Origin of the sequence: Planococcus citreus (assembly GCF_003664125.1) — a bacterium.
GTDB lineage: Bacteria > Bacillota > Bacilli > Bacillales_A > Planococcaceae > Planococcus > Planococcus citreus.
Genome location: NZ_RCCP01000004.1, coordinates 324943 through 349633, shown reverse-complemented (window position 1 = coordinate 349633; position 24691 = coordinate 324943). Strand labels below are relative to the sequence as shown.

26 protein-coding genes are annotated in these 24691 nt (G+C 50.0%); 6 read left to right on the top strand and 20 right to left on the bottom strand.

What is annotated here, in order from left to right; all coding sequences use genetic code 11:
* The first annotated feature begins 155 nt into the window (after window positions 1–155).
* On the top strand, window positions 156–1280 hold the full coding sequence (locus DFR62_RS13985) for an MFS transporter (RefSeq protein WP_121300948.1): 1125 nt from the start codon (window positions 156–158) through the stop codon (window positions 1278–1280).
* 58 nt (window positions 1281–1338) lie between these two features.
* Here the strand turns inward: DFR62_RS13985 and DFR62_RS13980 are convergent, their stop codons facing one another.
* Together DFR62_RS13980 and DFR62_RS13975 are read right to left on the bottom strand one after the other, a co-directional pair.
* Complete coding sequence (locus DFR62_RS13980; RefSeq protein WP_121300947.1) at window positions 1339–1743, bottom strand: hypothetical protein; 405 nt, start codon at window positions 1741–1743, stop codon at window positions 1339–1341.
* Between the two features lie 67 nt (window positions 1744–1810).
* Window positions 1811–2269, bottom strand: a complete 459-nt coding sequence (locus DFR62_RS13975; RefSeq protein ID WP_101189487.1) for a GNAT family N-acetyltransferase — start codon at window positions 2267–2269, stop codon at window positions 1811–1813.
* A gap of 94 nt (window positions 2270–2363) precedes the next feature.
* Between DFR62_RS13975 and DFR62_RS13970 the strand changes: the two genes are divergently transcribed.
* Window positions 2364–2855, top strand: a complete 492-nt coding sequence (locus DFR62_RS13970; RefSeq protein WP_101189486.1) for a GNAT family N-acetyltransferase — start codon at window positions 2364–2366, stop codon at window positions 2853–2855.
* 71 nt (window positions 2856–2926) lie between these two features.
* Here DFR62_RS13970 and DFR62_RS13965 read toward each other — a convergent pair whose 3' ends face one another.
* The 6 genes from DFR62_RS13965 to mntR form a co-directional block, all read right to left on the bottom strand.
* Entirely contained in the window at window positions 2927–3475 is a 549-nt protein-coding gene (locus DFR62_RS13965) for a DUF4064 domain-containing protein (protein WP_121300946.1), read from the bottom strand.
* A 447-nt stretch (window positions 3476–3922) separates the two neighbouring features.
* The gene (locus DFR62_RS13960; RefSeq protein ID WP_121300945.1) at window positions 3923–4204 is read right to left on the bottom strand and encodes a GNAT family N-acetyltransferase; all 282 of its coding nucleotides are present in this window, start codon (window positions 4202–4204) and stop codon (window positions 3923–3925) included.
* Between the two features lie 77 nt (window positions 4205–4281).
* Window positions 4282–5250, bottom strand: coding sequence for a ring-cleaving dioxygenase (locus DFR62_RS13955; RefSeq protein ID WP_121300944.1), 969 nt, complete (start codon window positions 5248–5250; stop codon window positions 4282–4284).
* 208 nt (window positions 5251–5458) lie between these two features.
* Complete coding sequence (locus tag DFR62_RS13950; protein WP_121300943.1) at window positions 5459–6346, bottom strand: DUF1002 domain-containing protein; 888 nt, start codon at window positions 6344–6346, stop codon at window positions 5459–5461.
* 54 nt (window positions 6347–6400) lie between these two features.
* Entirely contained in the window at window positions 6401–7261 is an 861-nt protein-coding gene (locus tag DFR62_RS13945) for a CvfB family protein (RefSeq protein ID WP_121300942.1), read from the bottom strand.
* A gap of 24 nt (window positions 7262–7285) precedes the next feature.
* The gene (mntR, locus tag DFR62_RS13940) at window positions 7286–7708 is read right to left on the bottom strand and encodes a transcriptional regulator MntR (protein WP_121300941.1); all 423 of its coding nucleotides are present in this window, start codon (window positions 7706–7708) and stop codon (window positions 7286–7288) included.
* A 229-nt stretch (window positions 7709–7937) separates the two neighbouring features.
* On the opposite strand from mntR, the gene DFR62_RS13935 reads away from it, so the two are divergent.
* Window positions 7938–8093, top strand: coding sequence for a lmo0937 family membrane protein (locus DFR62_RS13935; protein ID WP_121300999.1), 156 nt, complete (start codon window positions 7938–7940; stop codon window positions 8091–8093).
* A 60-nt stretch (window positions 8094–8153) separates the two neighbouring features.
* Here DFR62_RS13935 and DFR62_RS13930 read toward each other — a convergent pair whose 3' ends face one another.
* From DFR62_RS13930 to DFR62_RS13920, 3 genes are read right to left on the bottom strand one after another with little or no spacing between them, the layout of a single operon-like run.
* Window positions 8154–9272 (bottom strand): GNAT family N-acetyltransferase, encoded by a 1119-nt coding sequence (locus DFR62_RS13930; protein WP_121300940.1) that lies wholly within the window; start codon window positions 9270–9272, stop codon window positions 8154–8156.
* Window positions 9273–9293: 21 nt separating this feature from the next.
* On the bottom strand, window positions 9294–11384 hold the full coding sequence (locus DFR62_RS13925) for a heavy metal translocating P-type ATPase (RefSeq protein WP_277751614.1): 2091 nt from the start codon (window positions 11382–11384) through the stop codon (window positions 9294–9296).
* Complete coding sequence (locus DFR62_RS13920; protein ID WP_121300938.1) at window positions 11341–11712, bottom strand: ArsR/SmtB family transcription factor; 372 nt, start codon at window positions 11710–11712, stop codon at window positions 11341–11343. Before DFR62_RS13920 ends, DFR62_RS13925 begins: the two co-directional genes overlap by 44 nt.
* Before the next feature lie 167 nt (window positions 11713–11879).
* Here DFR62_RS13920 and DFR62_RS13915 point away from each other — a divergent pair, with 167 nt between their 5' ends.
* Both DFR62_RS13915 and DFR62_RS13910 read left to right on the top strand, forming a co-directional pair.
* On the top strand, window positions 11880–12299 hold the full coding sequence (locus tag DFR62_RS13915) for a universal stress protein (RefSeq protein WP_121300937.1): 420 nt from the start codon (window positions 11880–11882) through the stop codon (window positions 12297–12299).
* 96 nt (window positions 12300–12395) lie between these two features.
* Window positions 12396–13382 (top strand): P1 family peptidase, encoded by a 987-nt coding sequence (locus DFR62_RS13910; protein WP_121300998.1) that lies wholly within the window; start codon window positions 12396–12398, stop codon window positions 13380–13382.
* 45 nt (window positions 13383–13427) lie between these two features.
* Here DFR62_RS13910 and DFR62_RS13905 read toward each other — a convergent pair whose 3' ends face one another.
* From DFR62_RS13905 to murB, 5 genes are all read right to left on the bottom strand, one after another.
* On the bottom strand, window positions 13428–13763 hold the full coding sequence (locus tag DFR62_RS13905; protein ID WP_121300936.1) for a fluoride efflux transporter FluC: 336 nt from the start codon (window positions 13761–13763) through the stop codon (window positions 13428–13430).
* On the bottom strand, window positions 13760–14113 hold the full coding sequence (locus tag DFR62_RS13900) for a fluoride efflux transporter FluC (protein WP_121300935.1): 354 nt from the start codon (window positions 14111–14113) through the stop codon (window positions 13760–13762). Before DFR62_RS13900 ends, DFR62_RS13905 begins: the two co-directional genes overlap by 4 nt.
* Window positions 14114–14145: 32 nt before the next feature.
* Window positions 14146–16500, bottom strand: a complete 2355-nt coding sequence (locus DFR62_RS13895; RefSeq protein ID WP_121300934.1) for a penicillin acylase family protein — start codon at window positions 16498–16500, stop codon at window positions 14146–14148.
* A gap of 86 nt (window positions 16501–16586) precedes the next feature.
* Entirely contained in the window at window positions 16587–18062 is a 1476-nt protein-coding gene (locus tag DFR62_RS13890) for a potassium/proton antiporter (RefSeq protein WP_121300997.1), read from the bottom strand.
* Window positions 18063–18163: 101 nt separating this feature from the next.
* Window positions 18164–19081, bottom strand: coding sequence for a UDP-N-acetylmuramate dehydrogenase (murB, locus tag DFR62_RS13885; RefSeq protein WP_121300933.1), 918 nt, complete (start codon window positions 19079–19081; stop codon window positions 18164–18166).
* 202 nt (window positions 19082–19283) lie between these two features.
* Here murB and DFR62_RS13880 point away from each other — a divergent pair, with 202 nt between their 5' ends.
* Entirely contained in the window at window positions 19284–19808 is a 525-nt protein-coding gene (locus DFR62_RS13880; protein ID WP_121300932.1) for a YceI family protein, read from the top strand.
* A 388-nt stretch (window positions 19809–20196) separates the two neighbouring features.
* Here the strand turns inward: DFR62_RS13880 and DFR62_RS13875 are convergent, their stop codons facing one another.
* From DFR62_RS13875 to DFR62_RS13860, 4 genes are all read right to left on the bottom strand, one after another.
* Window positions 20197–21750, bottom strand: coding sequence for an FAD-dependent oxidoreductase (locus tag DFR62_RS13875; RefSeq protein WP_121300931.1), 1554 nt, complete (start codon window positions 21748–21750; stop codon window positions 20197–20199).
* Between the two features lie 243 nt (window positions 21751–21993).
* Window positions 21994–22626: an FMN-dependent NADH-azoreductase gene (locus tag DFR62_RS13870; RefSeq protein ID WP_121300930.1), complete on the bottom strand. Its 633-nt coding sequence runs from the start codon at window positions 22624–22626 to the stop codon at window positions 21994–21996.
* 95 nt (window positions 22627–22721) lie between these two features.
* The gene (locus tag DFR62_RS13865; protein WP_121300929.1) at window positions 22722–23432 is read right to left on the bottom strand and encodes a DsbA family oxidoreductase; all 711 of its coding nucleotides are present in this window, start codon (window positions 23430–23432) and stop codon (window positions 22722–22724) included.
* A gap of 103 nt (window positions 23433–23535) precedes the next feature.
* Complete coding sequence (locus tag DFR62_RS13860; RefSeq protein WP_121300928.1) at window positions 23536–24462, bottom strand: manganese-dependent inorganic pyrophosphatase; 927 nt, start codon at window positions 24460–24462, stop codon at window positions 23536–23538.
* Between the last annotated feature and the right edge of the window lie 229 nt (window positions 24463–24691).

Sequence of the window (24691 nt, the reverse complement as noted above, 5' to 3'; positions counted from 1 at the left end):
CATGTATTTCAATACCCTAAACATCGCGGAATGTAATCCACCTTGCCGCATTTATTTCATTCCAATCAGGCGCCTGCTCCGGCCCTGGTGAAAATGCGCCGCTAAAGTTGGAAGTGCTATACATCATCACATCTTAAAGGAAGTTGGGGACCCCCTTGCGCTTTTTCATCTATCTTATCATCTTCTTCGCATTTTTCGATTTATTTGCTCAATTGCCGATCATCAGCCCGTTTGCCGTATCACTCGGTGCGGGACCGTTTTTGGCAGGGCTTGCTGTCGGGATGTACTCATTGTCGAACACATTCGGCAATATCATCTCAGGTATCTTCTCCGACCGCAAAGGGCCTTTTGCCATCTTGCTGACGGGGCTTGCTTCGACAAGTGCGGCGCTGTTCATCTACGGTTTGGCGGACGGCCCTTACAGCCTCCTCGCCATCCGTTTTTTACATGGCTTAGCGGCCGGGTTGACGGTACCGGCCGCGTTCACTTATTTAGCGAACCGCACCGACCATAGCCGCCGCGGTAAAAATGCAGCGATTTCCGGCGCCTTCGTCGGGCTTGCGGCAATCATCGGCCCCGCTTACGGAGCGATTTATACAAGCCGCGGCAGCGTCCCAGAGACCATGGCCGTCACGGGCACCTTGATCGGCTTGCTCGCGATTGCTGCGTTCTTCCTGTTGCGGACGCATCAAGTGAACAAGCAAACGGATCGTTCACCTGCCAAACGTCCAGCTTTCCAATGGAACGCGGGGCTTTGGCGATCGTTTTCAGGCGCATTCTTCCTGATGTTCTCCCAAGGCGTGCTCGCTTATATGCTGCCGCTGAAAGTGGAAGCGCTCGGGCTTCCCACTCAATTGAGCGGCTTATTGCTGAGTGCATTCGGTTTAGCGGCCATCCTGGTCTTCCTATTGCCGATCAACCGGCTGTTCGATGCCGTGCGCCCGATCATCACGTTAATCATTGGCTTTGCGGTCATGGGCACTTCGTTGTTCGCACTCGCCAATATCTCAACAGAACCGCTATTATATGCGGCAATGTGTACGTATGGATTCGGTTTCGCGCTGTTGTTCCCTTCGATCAATTCCTTATTGATCGATGCTACAGAACCCGCATCAAGAGGGCGTGCTTACGGATATTTTTACGCCTTCTTCTCCATCGGCGTCGTCGCAGGCTCTGGAGTCACCGGGGCTTTGGCACTCACTGCAGACGGCGGTTTCCTGTTCAGCGGCTCGCTATTGCTGTTGATCGCTTTGGCCAATTGGCTGACGCTCAAACGCTGATTTTCTTGGCCATGAAAAAGACCGCCTCGGCACAGGTGCCAGGGCGGTCTTTTAAAGTTTACAGTTTATCGGTATTCAAACGCGGCTCGGCTGAAACCGAATCGGTATTCTCTGATTTTTCTTCGCTATCATCGTTTGACGAAAGCTTCACATCGTCGTTAGCTTCCTTCTTTTCTTTCTGTTCTTTTTCATTGTAGTACTGGACAGTTGCTTGTGTGCCGCCTTCTGCTGTCATCTTGTTTTCCTGCAGGTCGGTCTTGTCCAAGCCTTCAGTCTTTTGGTCTTGCTGATTTTTGTTCTGGTCCAAGTTTTGGGATTCCATATACTCGTTCACCTTCGCTTTCACGTCATTAAATGCAACAGTTGCTTTCTCGCGGTTTTCCGGTTTTTTGAAATATGCGTATGCACCGGCTGCTAGCCCTGCCAAAAGCAGGCCTCTGCCGCCACCTTTTTTCCTAGCCATTTGCAGCACTCCTTTTACTTTTCTTGTTATTCCTTGTTTACCCTAATCGCCTAAAGCTAATCATGAATCATCCAGCTGTTTCGGCCGCAGATCGTTTCATATCGATATGCGGGATGCCATCCTCATCGTAAACTTCCGAAATCGCTTCAAAACCGAATGAGCCATAAAAATCTTTCAAATACTCTTGCCCTTGCAATTGGATCTCGGGTTCTTTCCATTGTTCGTCAATATAGCGGATCGAGCGCTCGAGGAGTTCTTTTGCCAGCCCGCGGCCACGCGCCTCTTTCCGGACGATGACGCGGCCGATCGATGGCGCATCGTATTTTTTCCCTGCCGGCACCAGCCGGGCATAGGCAAGCACCTTGCCGTCTTCTTCATACACGATATGGGTCGAGACTTCATCCAAGCCGTCCAATTCCGGATACGGGCAATTCTGTTCTACAACAAATACTTCGACACGAAGCTTCAATATATTGTATAATGCTTGTGCTGTGAAATCGTCAAATTGATAACTTTTCCACGCCATAATCAATCGCCTCCTGTGATTTCATTATTCCACATCAATGGCTATTCAGGCTAGAGTTTGATATGATAGCAAAAATAATTCCAGAGGTGATCGCATGATTCGCACAGGTACACCGGCAGATATCGAATCTGTACGGGAAATCGCTCACATCAGCTGGAATGATACGTACGAAGGGATCATTCCATCTCCCATACAACAGAAGTTTTTGGAGCAATCTTATTCAACCCCGATGCTCGAAATGCGCATGGAACGGACGATCCTCCTGCTTGCCGAACAAGACGGGCAGGCTGTGGGCTTTGCGAACTTCACGAAAGTCGATGAAGACGGCGACGCCGAATTGATCGCCATGTACATGAAGCCCGAGCACCAGCGTTCAGGCTTCGGTAAGAAGCTGCTGTCGGACGGCTTGTCGCGCTTAAAAGGCGGGCAGCAATTATTCGTCTACGTTGAAAGCGAAAACCAAAAAGGCCGCAACTTCTACGAAGCGAACGGCTTCCTCTTGCTTGAAGAGTTCGAGGAATTGTTTGAAGGTCACCCCCTTCAGACAGCTAAATATGTTTTCGATCTTTCTGGCCAAGCGCAATAACCAAGAGCCAAACAAAAACCCCTCGAATTCGCTTCGAGGGGTTTTTTCTGCTTGAATCGATTTGGCCTTTCTTATAAAGGGCGGTATGGCGTGTCGTCTTCACGTGTTACCGCATCACTTCTTGTGGCCGGTTCATTGCTGCGGCTCATCAATTCATCTTCACGGAGCGGCGGCTTGCGCACGAAGCACATGATCGCAGCGATGTAGAAGAGGATGGACGTCAGTGACAAGATCCCGGCGAAGATTCCGGCAAGGATGAAGAAAATGCCGGCCGTGCTTGCCTTATCGAATGATTTCAATTTTGTCATAGCCAAAATGGCGAAGACGGTACTGATTACCAATAAGATGACCAACACCCAACCCACGACATCGAATCCTGCAATAAATGCATTGAATGTATCGACTGCCATTTGTGCTTCCTGCGGGCTTGTCATCATGGGGTCATTGCGCAAGTCCTCTTCCATCTGGCGGTGCATATCGCTGTTTTCGAACCCAACCAAACTGGTGATGAGGATGATCGACAAAATAATGCCGATTACATTGAAAACGATGCCGATGATGCCAAGAGCTTTTTCCCCTGTCCTTTTGATGGACCCGTAATTCTCTGGTGCCTGATTCATAAAAAAACCTCCTATTTCTGTTTCGGATACTCTGCTGCAGTGCATATTCCACATTGCGCGCAGCCTCTCCGCTTTCCTTATTATGTTTCTACCCTCATACATACGCTTTCATGCCGTTTAAGTTTCGCATTACTTTAATTCCCGCCAAAAAATTAATAAAACTTGTTTAAGTTTTATTAAGCTGGGTATTTTATTACTATCAGCAACAAAAAGACAAATTATAAAAGGGGTTCTAAAAAATGGAAAATAAACTAATTTTTAACCAAGCAGATTTCATGTACGGAGTAGGCGGCGCATCCATCCTTACAGCCATCGTGTTCTTCATGACAAGCCTGTAAGAAGGAGTGAGCTTATGAGTCAAACATTCATCAATACATAGAAAAGCAATCCATCTCAAAGAGGAGACGGATTGCTTTTTTTGCGTCTTGCTATATGCGGTTAGCTGGATCAGGCTTTGACATCGTTGTATTCATCAGAACGCTCGAACGCTTCCGCTACATACGAACAGACCGGTTGCATCTTGAACTGATTTTCACGCGCATAAGCTGCTGCATGGTCGACCAGTTTCTTGGCAAGCCCTTGATTGCGCAGGCTTTCTTCGACATAGGTGTATTCCATAACCATCAAATCAGCCAGCTGTGTCCAGGTGATTTCCGCTTTCACTGTATCGCCTTCTGTCTCACGAAATGCAAATTCATCTTGCCCGAGTTCTGTAAATTTCAATTCCATCGGTCCAATTCCTCCTTATGTCCACTTTATCTCTGCAGGTGAATCGAAACTTCATGCCGCTAGAGCTTCCCCGCCAGTTAGCGGTTGATTTTCAACGGGCGAAGAGAGTCTTCGATTTCCTTGCGCCTTGGCTCAAGGAATGGCGGTAAGGCCAAGCCTTCGCCAAGTTCGTCTGCGTTTTCATCAGTCGCAAAGCCGGGCTCATCTGTCGATAACTCAAACAGGATCCCGTTCGGCTCCCTGAAATAAATCGCTTTGAAATAATAGCGATCCACTTCACCCGAAGTTTGGAAGCCATTGGCGCGCAAATATGCGTTCCATTCATTATATTCTTCGTAAGTTTTCACGCGGAACGCTACATGATGGACGCTTCCTCGGCCGGGACGTTCTGGCGGGAGATCTGAGCGTTCCTCTAAATGTATTTCGCCGCCAGGGCCGCCTTCTCCTGTCGTGAAAACGATTATTTCAGGCTGCCCTTCCACTTCGGGCGCATAAGCACCGGCTTTTGAAAAGCCGAGAATATCCGTCAACACCTTGGCTGTGCGTTCCGCTTTCCGCACTGTCAGCCTGACAGGCCCGAGCCCACGAATCGCGAACTCTTCCGGAACACTCGCTTGTGTCCAAGGCTCGCCGAATGGAATGCCTTCTCCATTGTCGACGACAAGCATCAGGCGAGATCCTTCAAAGTCCTGAAATTCTACGGTATCCCGGCCGAAGCGCTGTGTTTTTTCGCTGTGCGGGACGCCAAACTCACTGAAACGTTCCAGCCAATAATCAAGTGCTTCGCTTGATGGGAGGCGGAACCCTGTATTGCTGATAGAAGTAACACCCGGGTAGGTCCTGCCTGCCATCGGAATATCAAAATAAGTCATATCGGTTCCCGGCGTCCCTACTGCGTCGGCATAAAATAAATGGTAGGAAGATGGGTTGTCCTGATTGACGCTTTTTTTGACGAGGCGCATCCCAAGAATGCGCGTGAAGAAGTCATGGTTTTTATCTGCGTTGGCTGTAATGGCTGAAACATGGTGAATGCCTGCAACTTGCATGAAAAGCACCCTTTCTTTATCTCGAATTCGAGATTGTTACTTTTAGTTTATCATTCCTTGCGGTTTTTCTGCAAGACTGCTGTTTCTGCTTTGCGCTCAAGTTGATGAAACGCAAAAAAAACTGTCCTGGAAACCATTTCCATGATTTCCCAGGACAGCATTGTTTTCTATACTTTTATTTAAAACTTCATCATTAAGCAAAGATGGCTCAGTTGAACCAACCGCGAACGGTATTGGCCAGATCGCGGAAAAACTGTTTAATGCTTTCCCAGAACCCTTCGTCGTTGACGATTGTGCCGATTTTGTCTTCAATCGTCTTGCTCAAATCTTCCAGTTCAGTCGACCATTTCGAGAAATCGATATCGAGCTGGCGGATGCGGTCCATCAAATCGACCAGCAATTGGCGGTCTTCAGGGCTTAATTCGATCTGAAGGCGGCTCAATTGCTCTTCGACAATCTGCTCCACGTCTTCACGTGTTGCCGGATTCTGCTCAGCAATCTGCTTTTTGATTTCCGTCAGCAATTCACTGACTTTTTCCTGGTCAACGCCACCTTCGGATAATTCCGTGGCGACGGATAATTCATCGTTGGCGACATCCGTCCGCTCAGGGTCAAGCTGTTCTCCGTTCACTTCATAGGCTTTGTAGATCCCGACAAGCGCAGAATGCCCCGTTACCGCTTTCGGCGCAGCCACTTCCACGGTGGCGTTTTCAATACCTGCCGTCAGCATGGCATTGGCGTACATTTCTGTCGTCACTTGGGTGATATTGTCGGGCGTGGCGATTTCGATGACCAGGCCTTCACCTTCGTCAGTGCGTGTAATTTTGGCAGAGGAATACATACGCGCACGCGCGTCACCGTCTGTGATGTATTTGACCAGGTCCTGCCCGGTTACTTCAATTTCTTCCACTTCAGCTTCTCCTGCAACGTCCAGGCTTTCAGCGACTTGCGCCTTTTCATCTGCAGACAAATCGCCTCCGTAGACGACGATCGGCAAGCCGAATTTCTCATTTATCCCGACATTCGCGGATGCTGCACCGGCAAAAGCCAACACGAAGGCAAGCGCCAAAGCGGCAAGTGTCATTGTTTTTTTCATCTTTTTTTGCCCCTTTCTTCAAATATTAGTACGCATTTGAGGCAGAAAGGTTCCTTAACCGAGCAATTTTGTCCAGCCGTCTTCTTGCACGATGCGGCGTTCTTTGTAAAGACGGCCGAGCGCACGCTTGAATGCTGCTTTGCTCATGCCGAACATTTCCATGATTTCATCAGGCGACGATTTGTCCGTAAACGGCATTTGGCCGCCTGCATTCTCCAAATAGCGCAGGATTTCTTCTGCATCATCCGACAGGCGTTCCTGTTTGCGCGGCAAGAGAGACCCGTTGAGCGTGCCGTCGTCTTTGACATCGATGACGCGCACCGTTTTTTCTTCGCCGAGGCGCGGTTCTGCTTCGCGCTCTGTTTCATGGACAAAGACACGGTAGTTTTCCGGCACTGATAGCATGAATGAGCCGACTGGCAACAGGCGGTAAGCGCGTGCTTTCAAATCTTTGTTATAGACTTCAGCAGGCGCACGCTCACAAAGTTCAAGCACCTTTTCTTCTGTCGCCAGGCGTCCGTATAGATCACCGTAGCGGTCTGTGCGAAGCGTCATGAAAATATGGTCGCCTTGAGCTGGCCATAGTTCCTGCACCGGCGGTAAATCAGCCGGCAGGACGTAAACTTCGCGTGTCGTTCCGATATCGACCACTGCGCCTTCGCGCGGAGAAACCTTCAATACTTTCGCCCAGCCATATTCACTCGGCAAAATATGCGGGATCATCGGCGTGGCGGAAATGCCGCCTTGGCGGTTGCGGTACAAGAAGACTTCAATCTCCTCGCCGACCTCTTGTCCTTCTTCAATTTCCGATGCGTTCATTGTCACTTCATCCCCGGAACCATCCGTTAAGATCCACTGGGAAGTGGAACGGTCTTTTATGTGCAATAATGCTTTCAATCCTGGATGCAAAGCCATGCTGCATACCTCCTTCTATTTAGGTTAGTTGTTTTTTTGCTCATTGCTTAATTTCTTCAATTTTTCTGCTATGTCCTTATCTTCTTCAAGCAACTGGACCAAGTCAGCGATGCGGTCGATGGAATTCCAGCTCAAATGATGCTCGATTCCTTCTACATCGCCGTAGATCTTATCTTCATCCACGCCGATCAGCCGCAAAAATTGCTCAAGCAAATCATGGCGCTGCAGCAAGCGCTTGCCGAGTTTCTGCCCCTTAGGCGTCAGCATCAGCCCTCGGTAGCGTTCGTAGATTAAATAGCCATCCTTATCGAGTTTTTGCACCATCTTCGTCACCGATGATGGCAGCACCGATAGCGCCTCGGCAATATCCGAGACGCGTGCGTACCCTTTTTGCTCTATTAATGAATAAATGATTTCAATATGGTCTTCCATACTTGGAGTAGGCAAATTCCGTTCCTCCCTCGCGTCGCTATGTTCAGTTTACTATACTGCTGCCCTGTGAACAACTGAGCACGGGCGCTTCGCACGCGCGTTTTCAAAGCGCCGAATAAAGGCAATTTTCCAACATTCACAAAAATGGTATTGAGGGCATAACGAAAGGTTTAGCGGAATTTCGCTCAGGGTAATGATAGATATAACACAAAAGATAGATATAACTGAAAGGCAGGTGGAGAACATGGGACGTATTCTTTGGATTATTTTGGTAGTAATTCTTGCGGTATGGGTGATCGGATTCTTATTAGACGTAGCAGGCGGACTTATTCACATTCTTTTGATCATCGCGGCAATCGTCTTGATCGTTAACTTAGTGACAGGCAGGAAAGGTGTTTAGATAAACACCGGACCCTAAAAACCCCGTGAAAGCAGAGCAATCTGCCTTCACGGGGTTTTTTCATGCTCTCACTTTCGCATAGACGCATGTATCGCGGATTTTTCCATCATGTCTCGACAGGCTGTCCTTACGCAAAATGCCTTCGAGTTCAAAGCCAAGACGCTCCGCTACTGCACGGCTCCTGACATTGTCCGGGTCACAGCGGATTTCGACACGGTTCGCTTGCAACTCTTCGAACGCAAAACGCGTGATGCGCTCTACCGCTTCCGTTACATAGCCTTTGCCTTCAAAGCGGCTGTCCACCCAATAGCCGATTTCAAATTTGCGCACTTCCCAGTCGATGCGGTGCAATCCGCTCGAACCGATGAACTGCCCGTTGTTCTTATCGAAGAAATGCAGCCGCAGGTCTTTGCGCAACGTGAAATCAGTTTCCGCTTGAATTAAATTCGCCGTCATTTCCGCGAGATTCGGCTCGTTTTGCGCAAATGGCATCCACGGGCGCAGCGCTTCCAATGAGTGGCGCACTGCTTCAAAACTAAGCACGGCATCTTCCCTTTTCGGTGCACGGATCAATAAACGCTCTGATTCGAATGTTTCCGGAAATTCCAGCAACAACGGATTGAAAGGAGGTTCTGCCGGCGTTTTGACCGCGTCATCCCACATGACAGGCGTCGTCACGCCTGCTTCCCAGTCTTCACGGGTCATCCCGTAAGTTACCGCATCATGGTAACGGTTTTGTTTCGGCGAAAACCACGCTTGGCGCAAATGCGCTTCCTTCACGAAACCGGTTCGTTCGAACGCTTTACGCATCGCAAAATTATCGTGGCGCGTATGGCCTTCCAGGCGGATTTTCTTCTCCGGCAAGGAAAAGACGAAATCAGCGATCATGCGCAATGCTTTCGGGCCGTAGCCTTGCCCCCGGTACGAATCGGCGATCCGCAAATCGAACAGCGGAATCTCATCCTGCAGGTCAAAGATTTTCACCAAGCCCACTTGTTCGCCTTCGTCGTTTTCGATCCAAAAGGTCTTGACCTGATCCGATTTATAGCCGCCTTCTACGATCGTCTTTTCAATCAAAGCGCGCACCGGGTGCTCATGGCCATGATAAGGCCATGAGTTGGTCGTCATAAACTCGATCAATTTCTCGTGCTCTTCCATGGTCCATTCTGTTAACTTCAAATCGCAACCTCCAAACGCCTCTTACTTCTGGACTTTCACCAAGCGCAATGCATTCAAGATAACCAATAGCGTAGCTCCCATATCCGCAAAGATTGCGATCCATAACGTGAGCCAGCCTGGAATGATCAATAGCAGAGCCAAGATTTTCAGTGCCAGTGCAAAGATGATATTTTCCTTTATTATACGCAAAGTTTTTCTGCTTAGTCGAATGGTATATGGAAGTTTCTCCAAATCATCCGCCATCAAGGCGATATCTGCCGTCTCCAGCGCTGCGTCCGTTCCGGCCCCGCCCATGGCAATGCCAATATCGGACGCCGCGAGCGCCGGCGCGTCGTTAATTCCGTCGCCGACCATTGCCACGCGGCCATACTTCGCCTGCAGCTCTTTAACGGCCGCTAATTTATCTTCAGGCATCAAGCCGGCGCGAATATCCGTCACGCCGATTTCCGCAGCAATCGCTTTTGCTGTTGCAGGGTGATCCCCCGTCAGCATGATCGTGCGACTGATGCCGATTTCCTTCAAGCGCTCGATGATGGCCGGGCTTTCTTCCCGAATGGCATCCGCAACGCCGATCACCCCGAATAGATGCTTGCCGGAAAATACCGCCATCGCAGATTTTCCGCTTTCCTGCAGGCGATAGGCAGCTGCCGGGGCATGGAAGCCGTGCTCCTCTGCCCATTTCAAGCTGCCGACACGGATGCGCGTACCGCCGATTTCTGCATGCACGCCTTTACCGGTCAAGGATTGAAAGCGTTCGGATGGGTATAATTCGGGCGCTTGTTTCGTGATGGCACGGGCGAGCGGATGCTGTGACAAGGCTTCAACTGACGCCGCGAGCTTGACCACTTCCTCACGCGTATAGCCTTCTTCCGGCAACACATCGGTCATTTCCGGATAGCCCTTGGTCAAGGTGCCGGTTTTGTCGAATGCGACAGCCTGTAGGCGTCCTGTTTCTTCTAAATGGATGCCGCCTTTGATGAGCACTCCCTGCCTTGCCGCATTGCCGATCGCCGTGACAATCGCGACAGGCGTCGATACGACGAGCGCACATGGGCAGCCGACAACGAGCACGGCCAGGCCTTGATACACCCACAGCTCCCAATTACCCGTGACAAATCCCGGAACGAGCGCGACTAGAAAGGCGACAGCGATAATTGCCGGTGTATAGTATTTCGCGAAGCGGTCGACAAATTGCTGCGAAGGCGCTTTTTCCGCCTGCGCTTCTTCCACTAAATGAATGATTTTCGCGATGGTCGTATCTTCCACACGTTTGGTGACGGTTACTTCCAATGCGCCTTCTTCGTTCATCGTTCCGGCAAACACTTCATCCCCCGGCTGTTTTGTCGCAGGAATCGATTCGCCGGTGATCGCCGCCTGGTTGACAGCCGATTCACCGCGCAGCACCGTGCCGTCCATTGCGATTTTTTGACCGGGCTTGACGATCAATACGTCGCCGATGCGGATGTCTTCCGTTTCAAGTTCAATCAATTCGCCGTCGCGCTGGATCAATGCCCGTGACGGGGCCAAGTCCATAAGCGAACGGATCGATTGGCGCGCTTTGTTCATCGAGAACGATTCCAGCGCTTCGCTGATGGCGAACAGGAACACGACAACTGCGCCTTCCCGCCACTCGCCGATGATAACCGCGCCGATGATCGCGATGGTCATCAATGTTTTCATATCGAACTCCAGGCGGCTGAGGTTTTTCACTCCCGTGGAAAACATTCGATAGCCGCCGATCAACATCGATGCGCCGAACAAGCCGATCGACCATGGATGTGTCTCCCCAAGCTGGAATGAAGCGATGATGCCGGCGATGAGAAAGACGAACGAAATGGCCGTTTCGACCGTCTGGCGCCGTTTATAAAACGGTATATGCGGAACGCGTTGTTTTTCCGGATAGACGCGGATATGGTCGAATGCCCCCGCTTTTTCCAATTCTTCGATCGACACATTGCCATCGACACGTAGTTTGGAAGCCCCGAAGTTCAGCTCTACATGTTTCGCTTCCGGCAGATTACGGATGTTCTGTTCAAATTTCGCCGCACAACTTGTACACGATAGGTTTTCAAGACGATAAGTTTTGCTCAACTGAAACACCTTCTTTCGCATGCTCATTCGCGATGGTCACAAGCTGGCGCACATGGTCATCCGATAAGGAATAATAAATCTGCTTGCCTTTGCGTTCAGATTTCGCCAAATCCCGCTCGCGCAAATACCGCAGATGATGAGAGGCTGTCGCTGTCGATGAACCGATCACTGCAGCAATGTCGCAGACGCACATTTCAGGCTCGATCGTCAGCGCATAAGCGATCTTCAAGCGCGTTTCATCCGCCAGCGCTTTGAATAAAGCCGAAACGCCATCGAGCTCAACCATATGTTGCTGCACCCGATCGACCGCTTCGGGATGGACTTTTGTAATATCGCAAACTTCTTTCATCCTGTTCACACCCTTCATTCAAACCTTCATTTGATTGATTTCAGTATACGTCTATCCGTCGTAACAGTCAAATGCCCATTTGAATGAAAAACGCTACTACCCGCTCGCAATTCGGTAAATGCTATACTATTGAAAACACCGACACCACAGAACAGGAGAGACGAATTATGTACCAACACGTATTGGTCGCCATCGATGGATCTGATCACTCAAAACGCGCCGCACAACATGCAATTCAACTCGTTGAAGACACGCCTGAAGCACAAGTGACCATTATTTGTGCCGTCGATTACGGAAAATCCGAAAAGGAAAGCAATCGTGGGCTCACAAGTGAGCAAATAGCCGAAGCCGCTCGCGATTATCTTGAGCCCTTCGAAGATATCTTCCACCAGGCAGGCGTCCGTGTGAAAAGCGTTATTGTCCACGGTGCACCTGGGCCAGCTATCGTCTCCCATGCGAACGAACATCCATACGATATCGTCATCATCGGCAGCCGTGGCTTGAATCCTGTTCAGGAATTTGTGCTCGGCAGCGTCAGCCATAAAGTGGCCAAGCGTGTCAAAGTGCCGGTCCTGGTCATCAAGTAAAGAAAACTACATTCTGTGGAGCTGTTCGATTCCACATTGTTGAACAACATCGGAATCCGTAGCCTATCATGTAGGAAAACAGAAATGGGGATCATGATGCATAAAGGAAAACGCAATTCCATTACCGATGTGCCGGGCGTCACCGTCGGCCATGTCACACTCGACGAAAAAATTAATGAAGAAGAATCGGTCTGCACCGGCGTCACCGCGATCTTGCCTCACGGCGGCAATTGGTTCGAACAAAAAACGCCTGCTGCATCGTTCGTGTTAAATGGCTTCGGCAAAACCGCGGGGCTCATCCAGGTCGATGAACTTGGCGTGCTCGAATCCCCGATCATGCTGACCAATACTTTCAGCGTGGCAGCGGTGCTGCAAGGGACGATGGACTATATGCTTGCTGAAAATCCAGCGATCGGCGATTCGACCAGCTCATTGAATTTGCTTGTCGGCGAATGCAATGACAGCTATTTAAATTCGATGCGGCGGATGGCGGTCGAACCTCTTCATGCCGCCGAGGCGATTCGCACAGCTTCCGCTGACTTTGCACAAGGGGCTGTCGGAGCTGGCAAAGGGATGATTTGCTATGGCGTCAAAGGGGGCATCGGCTCTTCTTCACGCACTGTGGATTACGGGGATGAACAGTTCACGGCCGGCGCATTCGTTTTGACCAATTTCGGGCGCAAAGAAGAAATTGCCATCGCCAATTGGCTGCCGGAAAATACTCCGGAACAGCGGCCAGACGGATCCGTCATCATCGTCATCGCCACCGATGCACCGCTTGATAGCCGCCAGCTGAAGCGGCTCGCCAAACGTGCGGCGATCGGGCTTGGCCGCACCGGCACGCATGTACATAACGGCTCAGGGGACATCATCATCGCCTTCTCCACCGCCTATACAATTCCCCACCAGCAGCAATCGCCTTTTACCGATTTACGGCTATTGCGCGACGACCACGAAGTGATGGCGTCGCTGTTCCAAGGCGTGATCGAATCAACGGAAGAAGCAGTCTATCAATCACTATTCCATGCCGAAACCACCGTTGGGCGCATGGGACGCGTCGTTGAAAAAGGCCTGTTCGAATAAAACGCAATACAAAAAACCGTTCCGCTAATTCAGCGGAACGGTTTTTTACATGGAAGCAACGGAATAGCCGACCGCAAACAGCACTAAACCAGAAACAAGCGTCGCGGAAATATAAAAGATGCCTTGCTTCCAACGACCGTCTTCAAAATCCTTGACGCTATCGAGCGCCATTGTCGAAAAGGTCGTGAAGGCTCCGAGAAACGCGAAGATTCCGGAAGCTGCCGGCACACCTGCCCCGAGACATGCGCCGATGATGAGCGACCCGAGACTGTTGACGAACCAAGTCGCAAGTTTCGGCTGGCGCGCACGATTCTCCACCGCCATATAGCAGAGATAACGGGCCACGGCACCAAGAAAGCCGAATATCGCGATGCTGATCATTCGACCGCCCCCTTGCGCCCCGCCAACAGCCCCAAAGCCGCTGCAACAATTGATGCAGCCGTCATGCCAAGCGCATACATGATGCCTGTTAATAAGGACGATTCAAGCAAGCGGAACCAATCCGCCGAAAAAGCTGAAAAACTCGTGAACGAACCAATCAGCCCGGTCGAGACGAACAGCCGCGTCCCCGCCGAACGATTCACCAATCGGGCAGCCGCGATGCCGATGATGAAGCTTCCGAGAATGTTCACAAGCCACAAACCCAGACCCGCTCCGGCGAATTGAAACACAGCCGTGCGGAGAAGCGATCCGGCCATGCCGCCAAACCCTACAGCCAATATGTTTTTCATAAAATCCCCCGAACGTTTTTCTCCAGTATACCTTATTCAGGAATGAGCGTTAATTCAGCTCCTTCCACATCGCCTTCGATGCGGGTTTCATGAAACTCGCCTTGCGCCCATTTGTCGACTTGGTTATGGAAAAAGTCGGATTTTACATGGCCGCTCAGCCCTGGCCCGACAATGTGATAGGCTTTCGACAAATCGGCAAGGTCGGCCACAAAACGCCAAGAGGCCCCGTGGTCGACATCGCCATCATCATTGAAGGCCGCTGCCTGCACGGTAATATTCGAGCCGCCTACTGGCACCTTGTCCGGATTCAAGAACTGTTCGAGAATCGGTGAAGCCCCCGCAACAGGATGCGGGAAGGTCAACTGATGGTATTCGCCCCATTCCCAATCTTGTGGATCGCTGCCTTGCGCTGTTTCGATATCATCGAGAGCAAGATCGAGCGAATCAGCGAGCCACTTGCCCGTTCCGCCGTATTCACGCACCCATGCGCCCTCGTTTCCTTCAAAAGCCTGGCGCAACATAGCGTCAGTGATATGGTTTTTGCCTGACAGCATATCGTAGACATCCTCAGGAAATTGTTCTTCGAATAAGGTATCCGGCAATTGGCGCATCCACGTATGGAAGACGAAAGGTGCTGCCTGGCCTGCACTGTCGACCTGGTCCCATTCCCGCAGCATATCGAATAATTCTTCGTGTTCATCCGTCAGTTTTTCGACTTCCGCCATCATCCCTTCGAGAAATTCTGCAGCGTACAGATTTTTCTGGTCCATCTGCAAGACCATCATGTCTTCCGCAGTCAGTTTATCGTTCCCTTCGAGCACTTCTGCAATGCGCTCATAGCGATAAGGCTGCGCCCAGAAATCCGTAATATGGTACGGGTAGCTATCATCTATGACTTGGTTATTGGCGGTCGCGATAAAGCCGGATTCCGGATTGACCGAACGCGGCAATTCATCGAACGGCACATAGCCGTCCCAACCATATTCAGCAGAATCACCCGGCACCGGCAATTGCCCGTCGCCTTGCTTGCGGATTGGAATACGCCCGTTCGCTTTGTATGCAATGGTGCCGTCAGTCGATGCGAATACAAAATTCTGTGCAGGCGCCTGGAAATCTTCCAAAGCTGTTTCGAATTGTTCCCAGTTCTCCGCTTTATTGAAATTCAGCACGGCCTGCAACTCAAGCGTCGGCTCAAGCGCGGTCCACTGCATGGAAAAGACGGCGGATGGCTCTTCTTCTTCATATAAGACCGGCGATACGACCGGGCCATGGCGGGTGACGAGCACTTCGAAATCGACTGTCTCCCCGTCTTTTACTTGGATCGGTTCTGCCAGCACTTCCGCCTGCTCCCACTGGCCTTCATAACGGAACTGTGTCGGATCGTCAGGGTTTGGCGTTTCGATATACAGATCCTGCACATCCGGCCCGACATTCGTCACGCCCCACGCGATCTGTTCGTTATGCCCGAGAATGATTCCCGGAATGCCAGCGAAGATGACGCCGCTGACATTTTGTTCAGGCGACTCCAAATGCATCTGGTACCAAATGGATGGCGTGCTGAGCCCGAGATGCGGATCGTCTGCCAGTAGCGGCAGCCCGCTTTCTGTCTTATCGCCTGAAACGACCCAGTTATTGCTGCCGTTGAACTCTGGCGGAATGACCGACGGATCGAACGCACCTGCGACCGACACTGGCTGCTTTTTATTGGCCGCCAAAATGGCAGGCGCTTCTTCCGGATAGCGGATGAACAGTTCACGCGCTTTATCTTCTGGGAATTCATTCAATGCCCAATGCCGGACAGCGAGCGAATTCCAATGGCCGCCGAGATCATAAGCCATGAATTTGCCGATCGCCAAGGAGTCGACAGGCGTCCACGGTTCAGGCTCATAGCCGAGCAGCGCGAATTCATAGCTAAGGCGCCCGTCTTCTTTCGCTTCTTCGATATACGCATTGACACCTTCCGCATACCATTCGAGCACTTGTTTCGCTTCTGCCCCGTAGCCGGACCAAGACGCTTCCCCGGCACGGCGCAAACTGAAGGTGCGGAAATATTTATCGGTATCGACCGCTGCCTCCCCGATCACTTCAGCCAAGCGGCCGCTTGCTTGCCGCCTCGATAAATCCATTTGGAACAAACGGTCCTGCGCCTGCACATAGCCTTGCGCCCGGTACAGGTCCGCATCGCTTTGTGCTTGGATATGCGGCACGCCGATATCATCTCGCACGACGGTCACTTGCTGTTCCAGCACTCCTACAGCCACTTCCCCTTCAATGACCGGTTTCGACTTCGATATGTAAGCGTTTGCAAAAATTCCTGCAACTGCTGCCAATGCGATCAGCGACCCGAATGCGATCAATAGCCATTTTACCCATTTCTTCCCCTTCATGAAAAATCCCCCTTTTTGATTCTCATTCGACCGGCGTCGTGGAAAATCCTTCCTCAGCATTAAAAAAGCCTGCCGCAGCGGCAAGCTCAGTTGACGAAATCTTCTTCTCCAAGCACCAATTTCACTTTCGGCACTTGTTTCTTTTCAGTGAGGACATACAGCACATCCCCTTTTCTGAGGCGCGTCGTTCCGGTCGGCATGACGAGCTTGCCCGAACGGATGATGGCGCTGATCAAGGTCTGATTCGGCAGGCCGATCGTCTGCACCAACTGGCCGGCAAAAGGCGATTTCTCCGACAGTTCGACTTCAAGCATTTCTGCATTGGCACGATCCATCGACACCAGTTCCAAGGAGTGGATGCGCTTTGGAACCGGGCGCCCGTTCAACCCGAGTTTCTCGGCAAAAAACGGGATGGTCGAGCCTTGCAGCAACGCTGACGTCAGCACGATGAACGAAACGATATTGAAAAACAGGATGCTGTTTTCCATGCCCGCGAGCATCGGGAACGTTGCCAGGACGATCGGAACCGCTCCACGCAGTCCCGCCCAGGACATGAACAGCTTTTCTTTTAGATCATAATCGAAGAACGCCGTGCTGATGAAAACAGCAATTGGGCGTGCTACGAAAATCAGCACGAACGATAGCACAAGCCCTTTCCAGATGAGTTCCCAATCAGCCAATTGGCTTGGAAAGACGAGAAGGCCGAGAATGACGAACATCACAATCTGCATAAGCCAAGCGAAACCTTCATGGAAGGAGACGATCGAATAGCTATGTGTCAAATCGCGCGTACCGATCACAAGCGCTGCCAAGTAAACCGCTAGCAGGCCGCTGCCTCCGAGGACGGCTGTAAAGCTATAGATGAAAATCGCAAAACCTGCGGCAAGCACTGCATAAAGCCCGGAGGCATCAAGCCGGATCCGGTTGATGGTCCATGACGCGAACAATCCAAGCGCCAAGCCCAGAACCAAGCCGAGTCCCATTTGAAGAAGGAAACTGCCGAGCATTGTCCAGACCGATGAATCGGGGATCATAATCAATTGAACAAACGCGATGGTCAAAAACATTGCCATCGGGTCGTTCGTTCCTGACTCCGCTTCGAGCGTTGAGGAAATTTTGGATTTGATGTTTTGGCCTGCGAGAACCGAGAATACCGCTGCGGCATCCGTCGAACCGACGATAGAACCAAGCAGCAAGGCCTGCAGCCAAGTCAAATCAAAAACATAATACGCTGCGACAGCTACAATGCCTGTCGTGATCAAAACCCCAAGCGTCGCCAGGACGATTGAACCGCCAAGAACCGGACGGATATGCTTCCATTGGGTTTGCAAACCACCTTCGAAGAGGATAATAATGAGGGCGACAATTCCGACCATCTGGGCAATTTCTGCGTTGGAGAAATAGATGAGGCCTGAAACATCACTGCCTAGCACCATGCCGAGGAACATAAACAAAACGAGCGAGGGAACGCCGGCGCGAGCTGATACTTTCGTCATCAAAACGCCAGCCAGCAGGAAGATCCCGCCGATCAAGATTATACCGTCTACACTAAAGCTCTGTATATTGACCACCTACTCCGTAAATTACTTTGAATTCATTATACCATAATAATGGCACCAATTAAAAAAGCGGCACTCCGTATAAGGAGTGCCGCCCGTTGAAATCAAGCCATATCTTCGCCGACGATTTTCACTTCAAGCTCCAAATCGATGCCGAATTTCTCGAACACCGCTTTCTTCACCATTTCAATGGTTTGGATGTAATCGTTGGCCGTTGCGTTGTTTTTATTGACGATAAATCCGGCATGCTTTGTCGAAACTTCCGCACCGCCGAAACCTCTTCCCTGCAATCCGCTTTCCTGGATCAGTTTGCCGGCGAAATTGCCCGGCGGCCGCTTGAAGACACTTCCTGCAGAAGGAAATTCAAGCGGCTGCTTGCTTTCCCGCTGGAACGTCAAATCAGACATTTTGGCGTCAATGACCCGCTGCTCCCCGATTTCGAGGCCGAACTCGGAAGACAGGACGTAAAAGCCTTTTTTCGTGATGATGCTTTTGCGGTAGCCGAGTTCGAGTTCGTCTTTCGTCAAGACTAGCTTTTCCCCTTCTTTCGTCAAGACGGTCGCCTGGACGATGACGTCTTGGATCTCGCCGCCGTATGCGCCGGCATTCATTGCCATCGCTCCGCCGATCGAACCGGGGATGCCGCAAGCGAATTCCAAACCTGTCAGCTGGCGGTCTGCTGCTGCGCGGGATACTTTCTTAATGTCTGCGCCGCCTTGGGCAATTACAGTTGTTCCGTTGATCATGATACCGTCCAATTTCTTGAACGTCAGAACGATTCCACGGACGCCGCCATCGCGGACGACCATATTAGAGCCGTTCCCAAGCATCAAAAGCGGAATATCATTGTCATATGCGTATTTTACTGTATAAGCTACTTCATCTTCAGTTGTCGGTGCTACAAATATATCGGCCGGCCCGCCCATTTTCGTCAATGTATGCAAATGCAGAGGCTCGTCCATTTTGACGTGATCTTCTGCCACAAAACGGCGCAGATCCGCCAACCAAGTTTCTTTCATCATTCCAAGCAAATCCCTTCTAAACTTTTCGCTCTTAATAGTATCCATTTTTCATCATGTTTTGACAAGCGATATTGCCTTGTTAAGGACTAAAGTCCAGATAAATTTTATCTCTAATTAAAACTATTTTAATTAAAACCTATTGACTTCGAGATATTAATTGTTTATAGTAAGGCTAACACATACGAAATTGGAGGAATTACTCATGAAAAAATGGACAGTAGACCAAGCGCATTCAGAAATCGGATTTTCCGTGAAACACATGATGATCTCAAAAGTGAAAGGCTCTTTCGCTTCATATGAAGCACAGGTGGAAGCAGATGAAAGCAACTTGGAAAACGCTTTGATCGATTTCAAAATTGACGTAACAAGCATCGATACCAATAACGAAGACCGCGACAATCACTTGCGTTCAGCAGACTTCTTCGATGCTGAACAGCATCCCTATATCACTTTTAATGCAACAGACATCCGCAAAAAAGACGAGGACGAATACGAACTCGCAGGCGATTTAACGATCAAAGGCGTTACGCGCCCAGCGAAATTCGAAGCGGAATATGGCGGCAAAGCCACTAACCCTTGGGGCGTTGAAGTCGTCGCTTACAACGTCAACGGCAAAATCAATCGCAAAGATTTCGGTTTGACATGGAACCAGGCGCTTGAAACAGGCGGAGTGCTTGTCGGCGAAGACATCAAATTGAACTTGGAAATCCAAGCGAACCCAGCATAAGTAAGCATAAAAAAGAAGCAGCCGTCGCTGCTTCTTTTTTTATGTTGTAGAGAAAGTTAAGTAGTCGTATTTTCCGAAGCTTATTGCTCGCTTTCCGTGGGGCGGGAATCGAGCCTCCTCGTCACTAAAAACGTTGCTCAACTCTCACTACATTCGAGCATCGCAAATGAATGTGCTTAGCGAAGCTTCGCTCATTCATTGCCTGCGGGGTCTCTCAAACCCGCTAGTCCCACAGGAGTCGAGCAAACACTTCTCCAAATACTTAAATAGGTCATTGATTTTTGAATGTCAAAAAGATGGTCAGCTTTTAATTTAATAACTGTCTAACAGACTTCTTCGACACTCTGAAATAAGAAGCAGCCTACGCTGCTTCTTATTTTTCTACGTTTTATATGCCGCCTTCTAATTTCTTCAGCGGTTTCACGGCAGGTCCTTCCAATACTTCCCCGGTATGCGAGAAGCGGGAACCGTGACACGGGCAATCCCATGATGTTTCTGCATCGTTCCACGCCACATCACAGCCCATATGCGTACAGGTCGGTTTGACAAGATGCACTTGGCCATATTCATCTCGGTAACCGCCCGCTTTTTTGCCGTCCACTTTGACAAGCCCGCCCTGCCCTTTCTCAAGGTCGTCGATAGTCTTGGAGGCTTTTTTCAGTTTGCCGCTGACCAGTTCTTTTGCCACCGAGGCATTGTCTTTCAAGAAGCTCGCCGCATCGGCTGTTTTCACTTTCGGCCGCGTCGGATCGAATAACGCAGCGTATGGGTTTTCACGCCCGACGATTTGGTCGGTCAGAATCCGGCCGGCAATGGCGCCGTTCGCCATGCCCCATTTATGGAATCCGGTGGCGACGAGAATATTTTCATAGCCGGCCGTGATCGTGCCGACGTACGGGATTTTATCCAAAGTCGTCATATCCTGCGACGACCAGCGATACGGAATGTCTTCTGCAGCAAAATAATCCTCGCCGAACTTCGCCAGATTCTCGTAATGTTCCATCGTGTCGACGGAGCTTTGGCCCGTTGCATGGCCGTCTCCGCCGAGCAGCAAGAGTTTCTCCCCGTCCTCTCCCGGCGTAAACCGGATGGAGCGTGATGGGCTGTCGGCGCTGATGTACATGCTTTCTGGAATCTTGCCATTGGTCCGGACGGCAATGGCATAGGAGCGGTTGACTGACAGCCTGGAGAAATACATGCCGTCGAAATCGTTGAACGGATAATGCGTCGCAACGACTACTTTATCGCACGATAAATGCGATAGGTTTTCCGTCTGGATGACCGGGTCTTTTTTGCTCAGGATTTTCATGGCGCGGCTTTGTTCGTGGATTTCTACACCCATTTTCTCCATTTCTTTTACGAGACCGGTCAAGAATTTCACCGGATGGAATTGAGCCTGGTTACGCATGACGAGCGCTTCTGTCACAGGGAACGGCAGCTCTGACTCTTCGCGCGCCAGCCCCCCGTCAATACCCAGCTGCTGGTACGCTTCCGCTTCTTTCTCCAATAACTTCACCGTGGAATCTTTCGTCGAATAGATGAACGCATCGCGATGCGAGAAATCGCAATCGATATTCAGTTCTTTTGCCGTTCCTTCGATAAACTTCAAGCCTTCCATATTGGCTTCGTAATAAAGCTGCGCTTGTTTTTCCCCAACGAGCTTGATCAGCGGCGCGTAATACAGGCCGTGCTGAGCTGAAATCTTCGCGGTGGTATAGCCTGTGACGCCATCGATCAATTTGCCGGCATCAAGCAATGTCACTTTCTTACCTTCTTTTGCCAACAAATATGCTGTGATGACACCGGCAATGCCAGCCCCTACTACTGCAACTTCCGTAGACTTGTTGCCGGTAAATGCCGGGTAATCCGGCAATTCCTTGTACGCTCTCCAAAAAGACTCGTTCGATTCGGGAATACGGCTTTGTTGATCATTTTGAGACATGCTGCCCCTCCTTTATTGAATGTTTTGCTTATTGACTGTCTACCCCTATGTGGAAATCATTAATCAACGAATGCGCGAGGCACGCCTCGGACATTCGTTTGCGAGGCTTGAGCACAGCGAAAGTCGAGCAAATAAATTGATAAAAGAAAAGCTGAATTGATCCATTTGATTGAAAAGCTTCGCGTGAACAAATTTAAACAAAAAAAGACGGAAACGCCGAAGCGTTCCCGTCTTTTTCATACATTATGCATTTACTTTAGAAAGTGATCCTGCTGTTTCTTTCACGCGTTCCATGCCGTCTGCGATGATTTGCTCAGCGCGGTCAGGGTACATATTGTGGCCTTCGATAATGACTTCTTCGATATCCGTGATGCCGAAGAAGTTCATGATGGCACGGATGTAGTTGACGCTCATTTCGCTAGGCGCCATTTCTGGTGTCGAGTAGACGCCGCCGCGTGCGTTCAAGATGATGACTTTTTTCTCTGGAACTAGGCCGACTGGGCCTTCTTCTGTGTACTTGAAGGTCATGCCTGCACGGTAGACATAGTCGATGAATGTTTGCAAAGCCGCAGGAATTGTTTTATTCCACAACGGGAATGCGAACACGACTACATCAGCATCCATGAATGCGTCCATCGCCTTGTTGGCTGCTGTCAAGATGCGCTGCTCCAAGTCAGTCAATTCTTCCGCTTGAGCTGATTTTTGCATAGCGTCGAAGAAATCCTGGCCGAAATACGGCATGTCTTCTGCGAATACGTCAAACGTGTTGACCTCTGCATCAGTCTTCAAGTTCTCCATGAATACTTCGTGCATTTTACTTGAAACGCCCTCAGAAGCCGGACGGTTATTGGCTTTTACGACTAAAATATTTTCCACTTGTAAAACTCCTTTGTACTATTAATATTATTCTTTAATTCGAGACTTTTTAATTATAAGTAATTTGAGATACAAAGTCAATTCGCTTGCTCAGCTCATTCGCCGTCGCAGGAATCTCCTGTGCAAAAGCTTGTTTTCGCTTTTCCGATAGGCTTTAATGCCGGGCGCAGGCCTTCCTCTTCACCGATTTGTTCCAATGCCTCAATGAACGCTTCCAGCGGCTGTGCGCCGGAAATCGCATACTTTCGGTTAACGACGAAAAACGGAACACCTTGTACACCGATCTGTCCGGCTTCTTGGATGTCTTGTTCGACTTCGCCCTGAAATTGATCCGAATCGAGAACTTCCGCTGCCTGTTCGCGGTTAAGGCCTGCTTTTTCAGCAATCGACAGTAAGGTCTCGGAATTACTGATATTATGCGCTTTTTCGAAGTAATGGTGCATCAACAGTTCGGTCAATTGATGTTCTTCGCCTTGTGTGGCGGCCCATTTGACGAGTCGGTGTGCAGAAAATGTATTGGCGTGGGGCATGTTCTCCACGTCGTAATGCAGATCGAACGCTTTTGCTTGTTGTGCCACGCCCGCTGTCATTTCCTTTGCCCGTTCGAGGCTTTGCCCCATCTTTTCAGCCAAGTGTTCATAAGCAAATCTATTGGAATCCACTGGAGCTTGCGGGTCCAATTCGTATGCTTTAAAGGTAATCTCCGCTTGGCTATCGTAGCCTGAGCGTACGAGTGCTTGTTCCAATGTGCGCTTTCCTATATAACAGAATGGGCAAACGTAATCTGACCAAACTTCAATTTTCATAACTACTCACCTCGCCCCTTACTATAGCAATGACATAGATACGCCACAATTTTTTTGCTTGAAAATAATTCCCAGCACAAAAAAACTGACTCCCCATAAGGAATCAGCTTAAAGCTTCGGTAATGACCGGAACGATTTGTTTCTTTCTTGAGACGACGCCCGGCAATATCACACGGTTGTTGACGACACTTGACTCGAAGGCAGATTCGATGATGTCTGAGCGGCGTCCAAGGACGATTGCTTCCGAGTTATTGTTCAGGATATCCGTGACGGCGAAGACAAAAAGATCCAAGCCTTTGGCCGCGACTGTATTGCTGATCAGCACTTCCAATTCCGCCTGGCGCTCCAGCACTTCCGCTACATCGATGGCGTTGACTTGCGCCACTTCAAAGCGGTGGTCGCCTGCTTCGAATTCCTTGGAGTCGAGTGAAATTAAATCTTCCAGCGTTTTATTGCTTAGATCCGCGCCAGCTTTCAACAAGGCAAGGCCGTACTCTTGCGAATCGACACCGGCGATCTCCGCCAATTCCTTCGCCGCTTGAATGTCCTGGTCGGTGCAGGTCGGGGATTTGAACAGCAAGGAATCCGAAATGATGGCCGATAGCATCAACCCGGCGATGTCAGCCGGGACTTCGACAGCATGCTCTTTATAGAGCTTCAAAAGAATCGTCGCTGTGCATCCCACAGGCTCAGCACGGAAATAAAGCGGATCGGTTGTTTCGAAATTAGCGATTCGGTGGTGGTCGATCACTTCAATCACTCGCACTTCATCGATATCGTCGATGCTTTGCTGACGCTCGTTATGGTCGACCAGGATGACTTGCTTCACTTCATCTGAAGCACGCTTCACCAGACGGGGATTTTGTGCTTTGAAATGTTCGAGTGCAAAGAGCGTCTCGTTGTTTGCTTCACCGAGACGAATGGCTTCAGCATCCATCCCAAGCTCTTTCTTCAGATGGGTATATGCAATTGCCGAACAGATTGAGTCAGTGTCCGGATTTTTGTGACCTAATACAAAAACTTTTGACATGAATAATGGCCTCCTGGCTTGTGTAGTTTCTGAGATTATTCTATCACAAATCTCCTCTCCAGAAAAAATCTGCTACCGAAAACCTAGTGTTATCCAGTATTACACCAACTAAATACGGAAATGATTTTAGAATTATCAGTATTTTTAAAGTTTAGTGTGTACTTTAGCATACCTGAATGGTATTATATGACTAACTAATCCTATGTTTTTGGAAGGAAGAGGTGCCAGT

Coding starts and splice junctions, on each gene's coding strand:
- DFR62_RS13980 (WP_121300947.1), bottom strand. CDS start 1,743: ATGGCTAGGAAAAAAGGTGGCGGCAGAGGCCTGCTTTTGGCAGGGCTA.
- DFR62_RS13975 (WP_101189487.1), bottom strand. CDS start 2,269: ATGGCGTGGAAAAGTTATCAATTTGACGATTTCACAGCACAAGCATTA.
- DFR62_RS13970 (WP_101189486.1), top strand. CDS start 2,364: ATGATTCGCACAGGTACACCGGCAGATATCGAATCTGTACGGGAAATC.
- DFR62_RS13965 (WP_121300946.1), bottom strand. CDS start 3,475: ATGAATCAGGCACCAGAGAATTACGGGTCCATCAAAAGGACAGGGGAA.
- DFR62_RS13960 (WP_121300945.1), bottom strand. CDS start 4,204: ATGGAATTGAAATTTACAGAACTCGGGCAAGATGAATTTGCATTTCGT.
- DFR62_RS13955 (WP_121300944.1), bottom strand. CDS start 5,250: ATGCAAGTTGCAGGCATTCACCATGTTTCAGCCATTACAGCCAACGCA.
- DFR62_RS13950 (WP_121300943.1), bottom strand. CDS start 6,346: ATGAAAAAAACAATGACACTTGCCGCTTTGGCGCTTGCCTTCGTGTTG.
- DFR62_RS13945 (WP_121300942.1), bottom strand. CDS start 7,261: ATGGCTTTGCATCCAGGATTGAAAGCATTATTGCACATAAAAGACCGT.
- DFR62_RS13935 (WP_121300999.1), top strand. CDS start 7,938: ATGGGACGTATTCTTTGGATTATTTTGGTAGTAATTCTTGCGGTATGG.
- DFR62_RS13925 (WP_277751614.1), bottom strand. CDS start 11,384: ATGCGAAAGAAGGTGTTTCAGTTGAGCAAAACTTATCGTCTTGAAAAC.
- DFR62_RS13920 (WP_121300938.1), bottom strand. CDS start 11,712: ATGAAAGAAGTTTGCGATATTACAAAAGTCCATCCCGAAGCGGTCGAT.
- DFR62_RS13915 (WP_121300937.1), top strand. CDS start 11,880: ATGTACCAACACGTATTGGTCGCCATCGATGGATCTGATCACTCAAAA.
- DFR62_RS13910 (WP_121300998.1), top strand. CDS start 12,396: ATGCATAAAGGAAAACGCAATTCCATTACCGATGTGCCGGGCGTCACC.
- DFR62_RS13905 (WP_121300936.1), bottom strand. CDS start 13,763: ATGATCAGCATCGCGATATTCGGCTTTCTTGGTGCCGTGGCCCGTTAT.
- DFR62_RS13900 (WP_121300935.1), bottom strand. CDS start 14,113: ATGAAAAACATATTGGCTGTAGGGTTTGGCGGCATGGCCGGATCGCTT.
- DFR62_RS13895 (WP_121300934.1), bottom strand. CDS start 16,500: ATGAAGGGGAAGAAATGGGTAAAATGGCTATTGATCGCATTCGGGTCG.
- murB (WP_121300933.1), bottom strand. CDS start 19,081: ATGATGAAAGAAACTTGGTTGGCGGATCTGCGCCGTTTTGTGGCAGAA.
- DFR62_RS13880 (WP_121300932.1), top strand. CDS start 19,284: ATGAAAAAATGGACAGTAGACCAAGCGCATTCAGAAATCGGATTTTCC.
- DFR62_RS13875 (WP_121300931.1), bottom strand. CDS start 21,750: ATGTCTCAAAATGATCAACAAAGCCGTATTCCCGAATCGAACGAGTCT.
- DFR62_RS13865 (WP_121300929.1), bottom strand. CDS start 23,432: ATGAAAATTGAAGTTTGGTCAGATTACGTTTGCCCATTCTGTTATATA.
- DFR62_RS13860 (WP_121300928.1), bottom strand. CDS start 24,462: ATGTCAAAAGTTTTTGTATTAGGTCACAAAAATCCGGACACTGACTCA.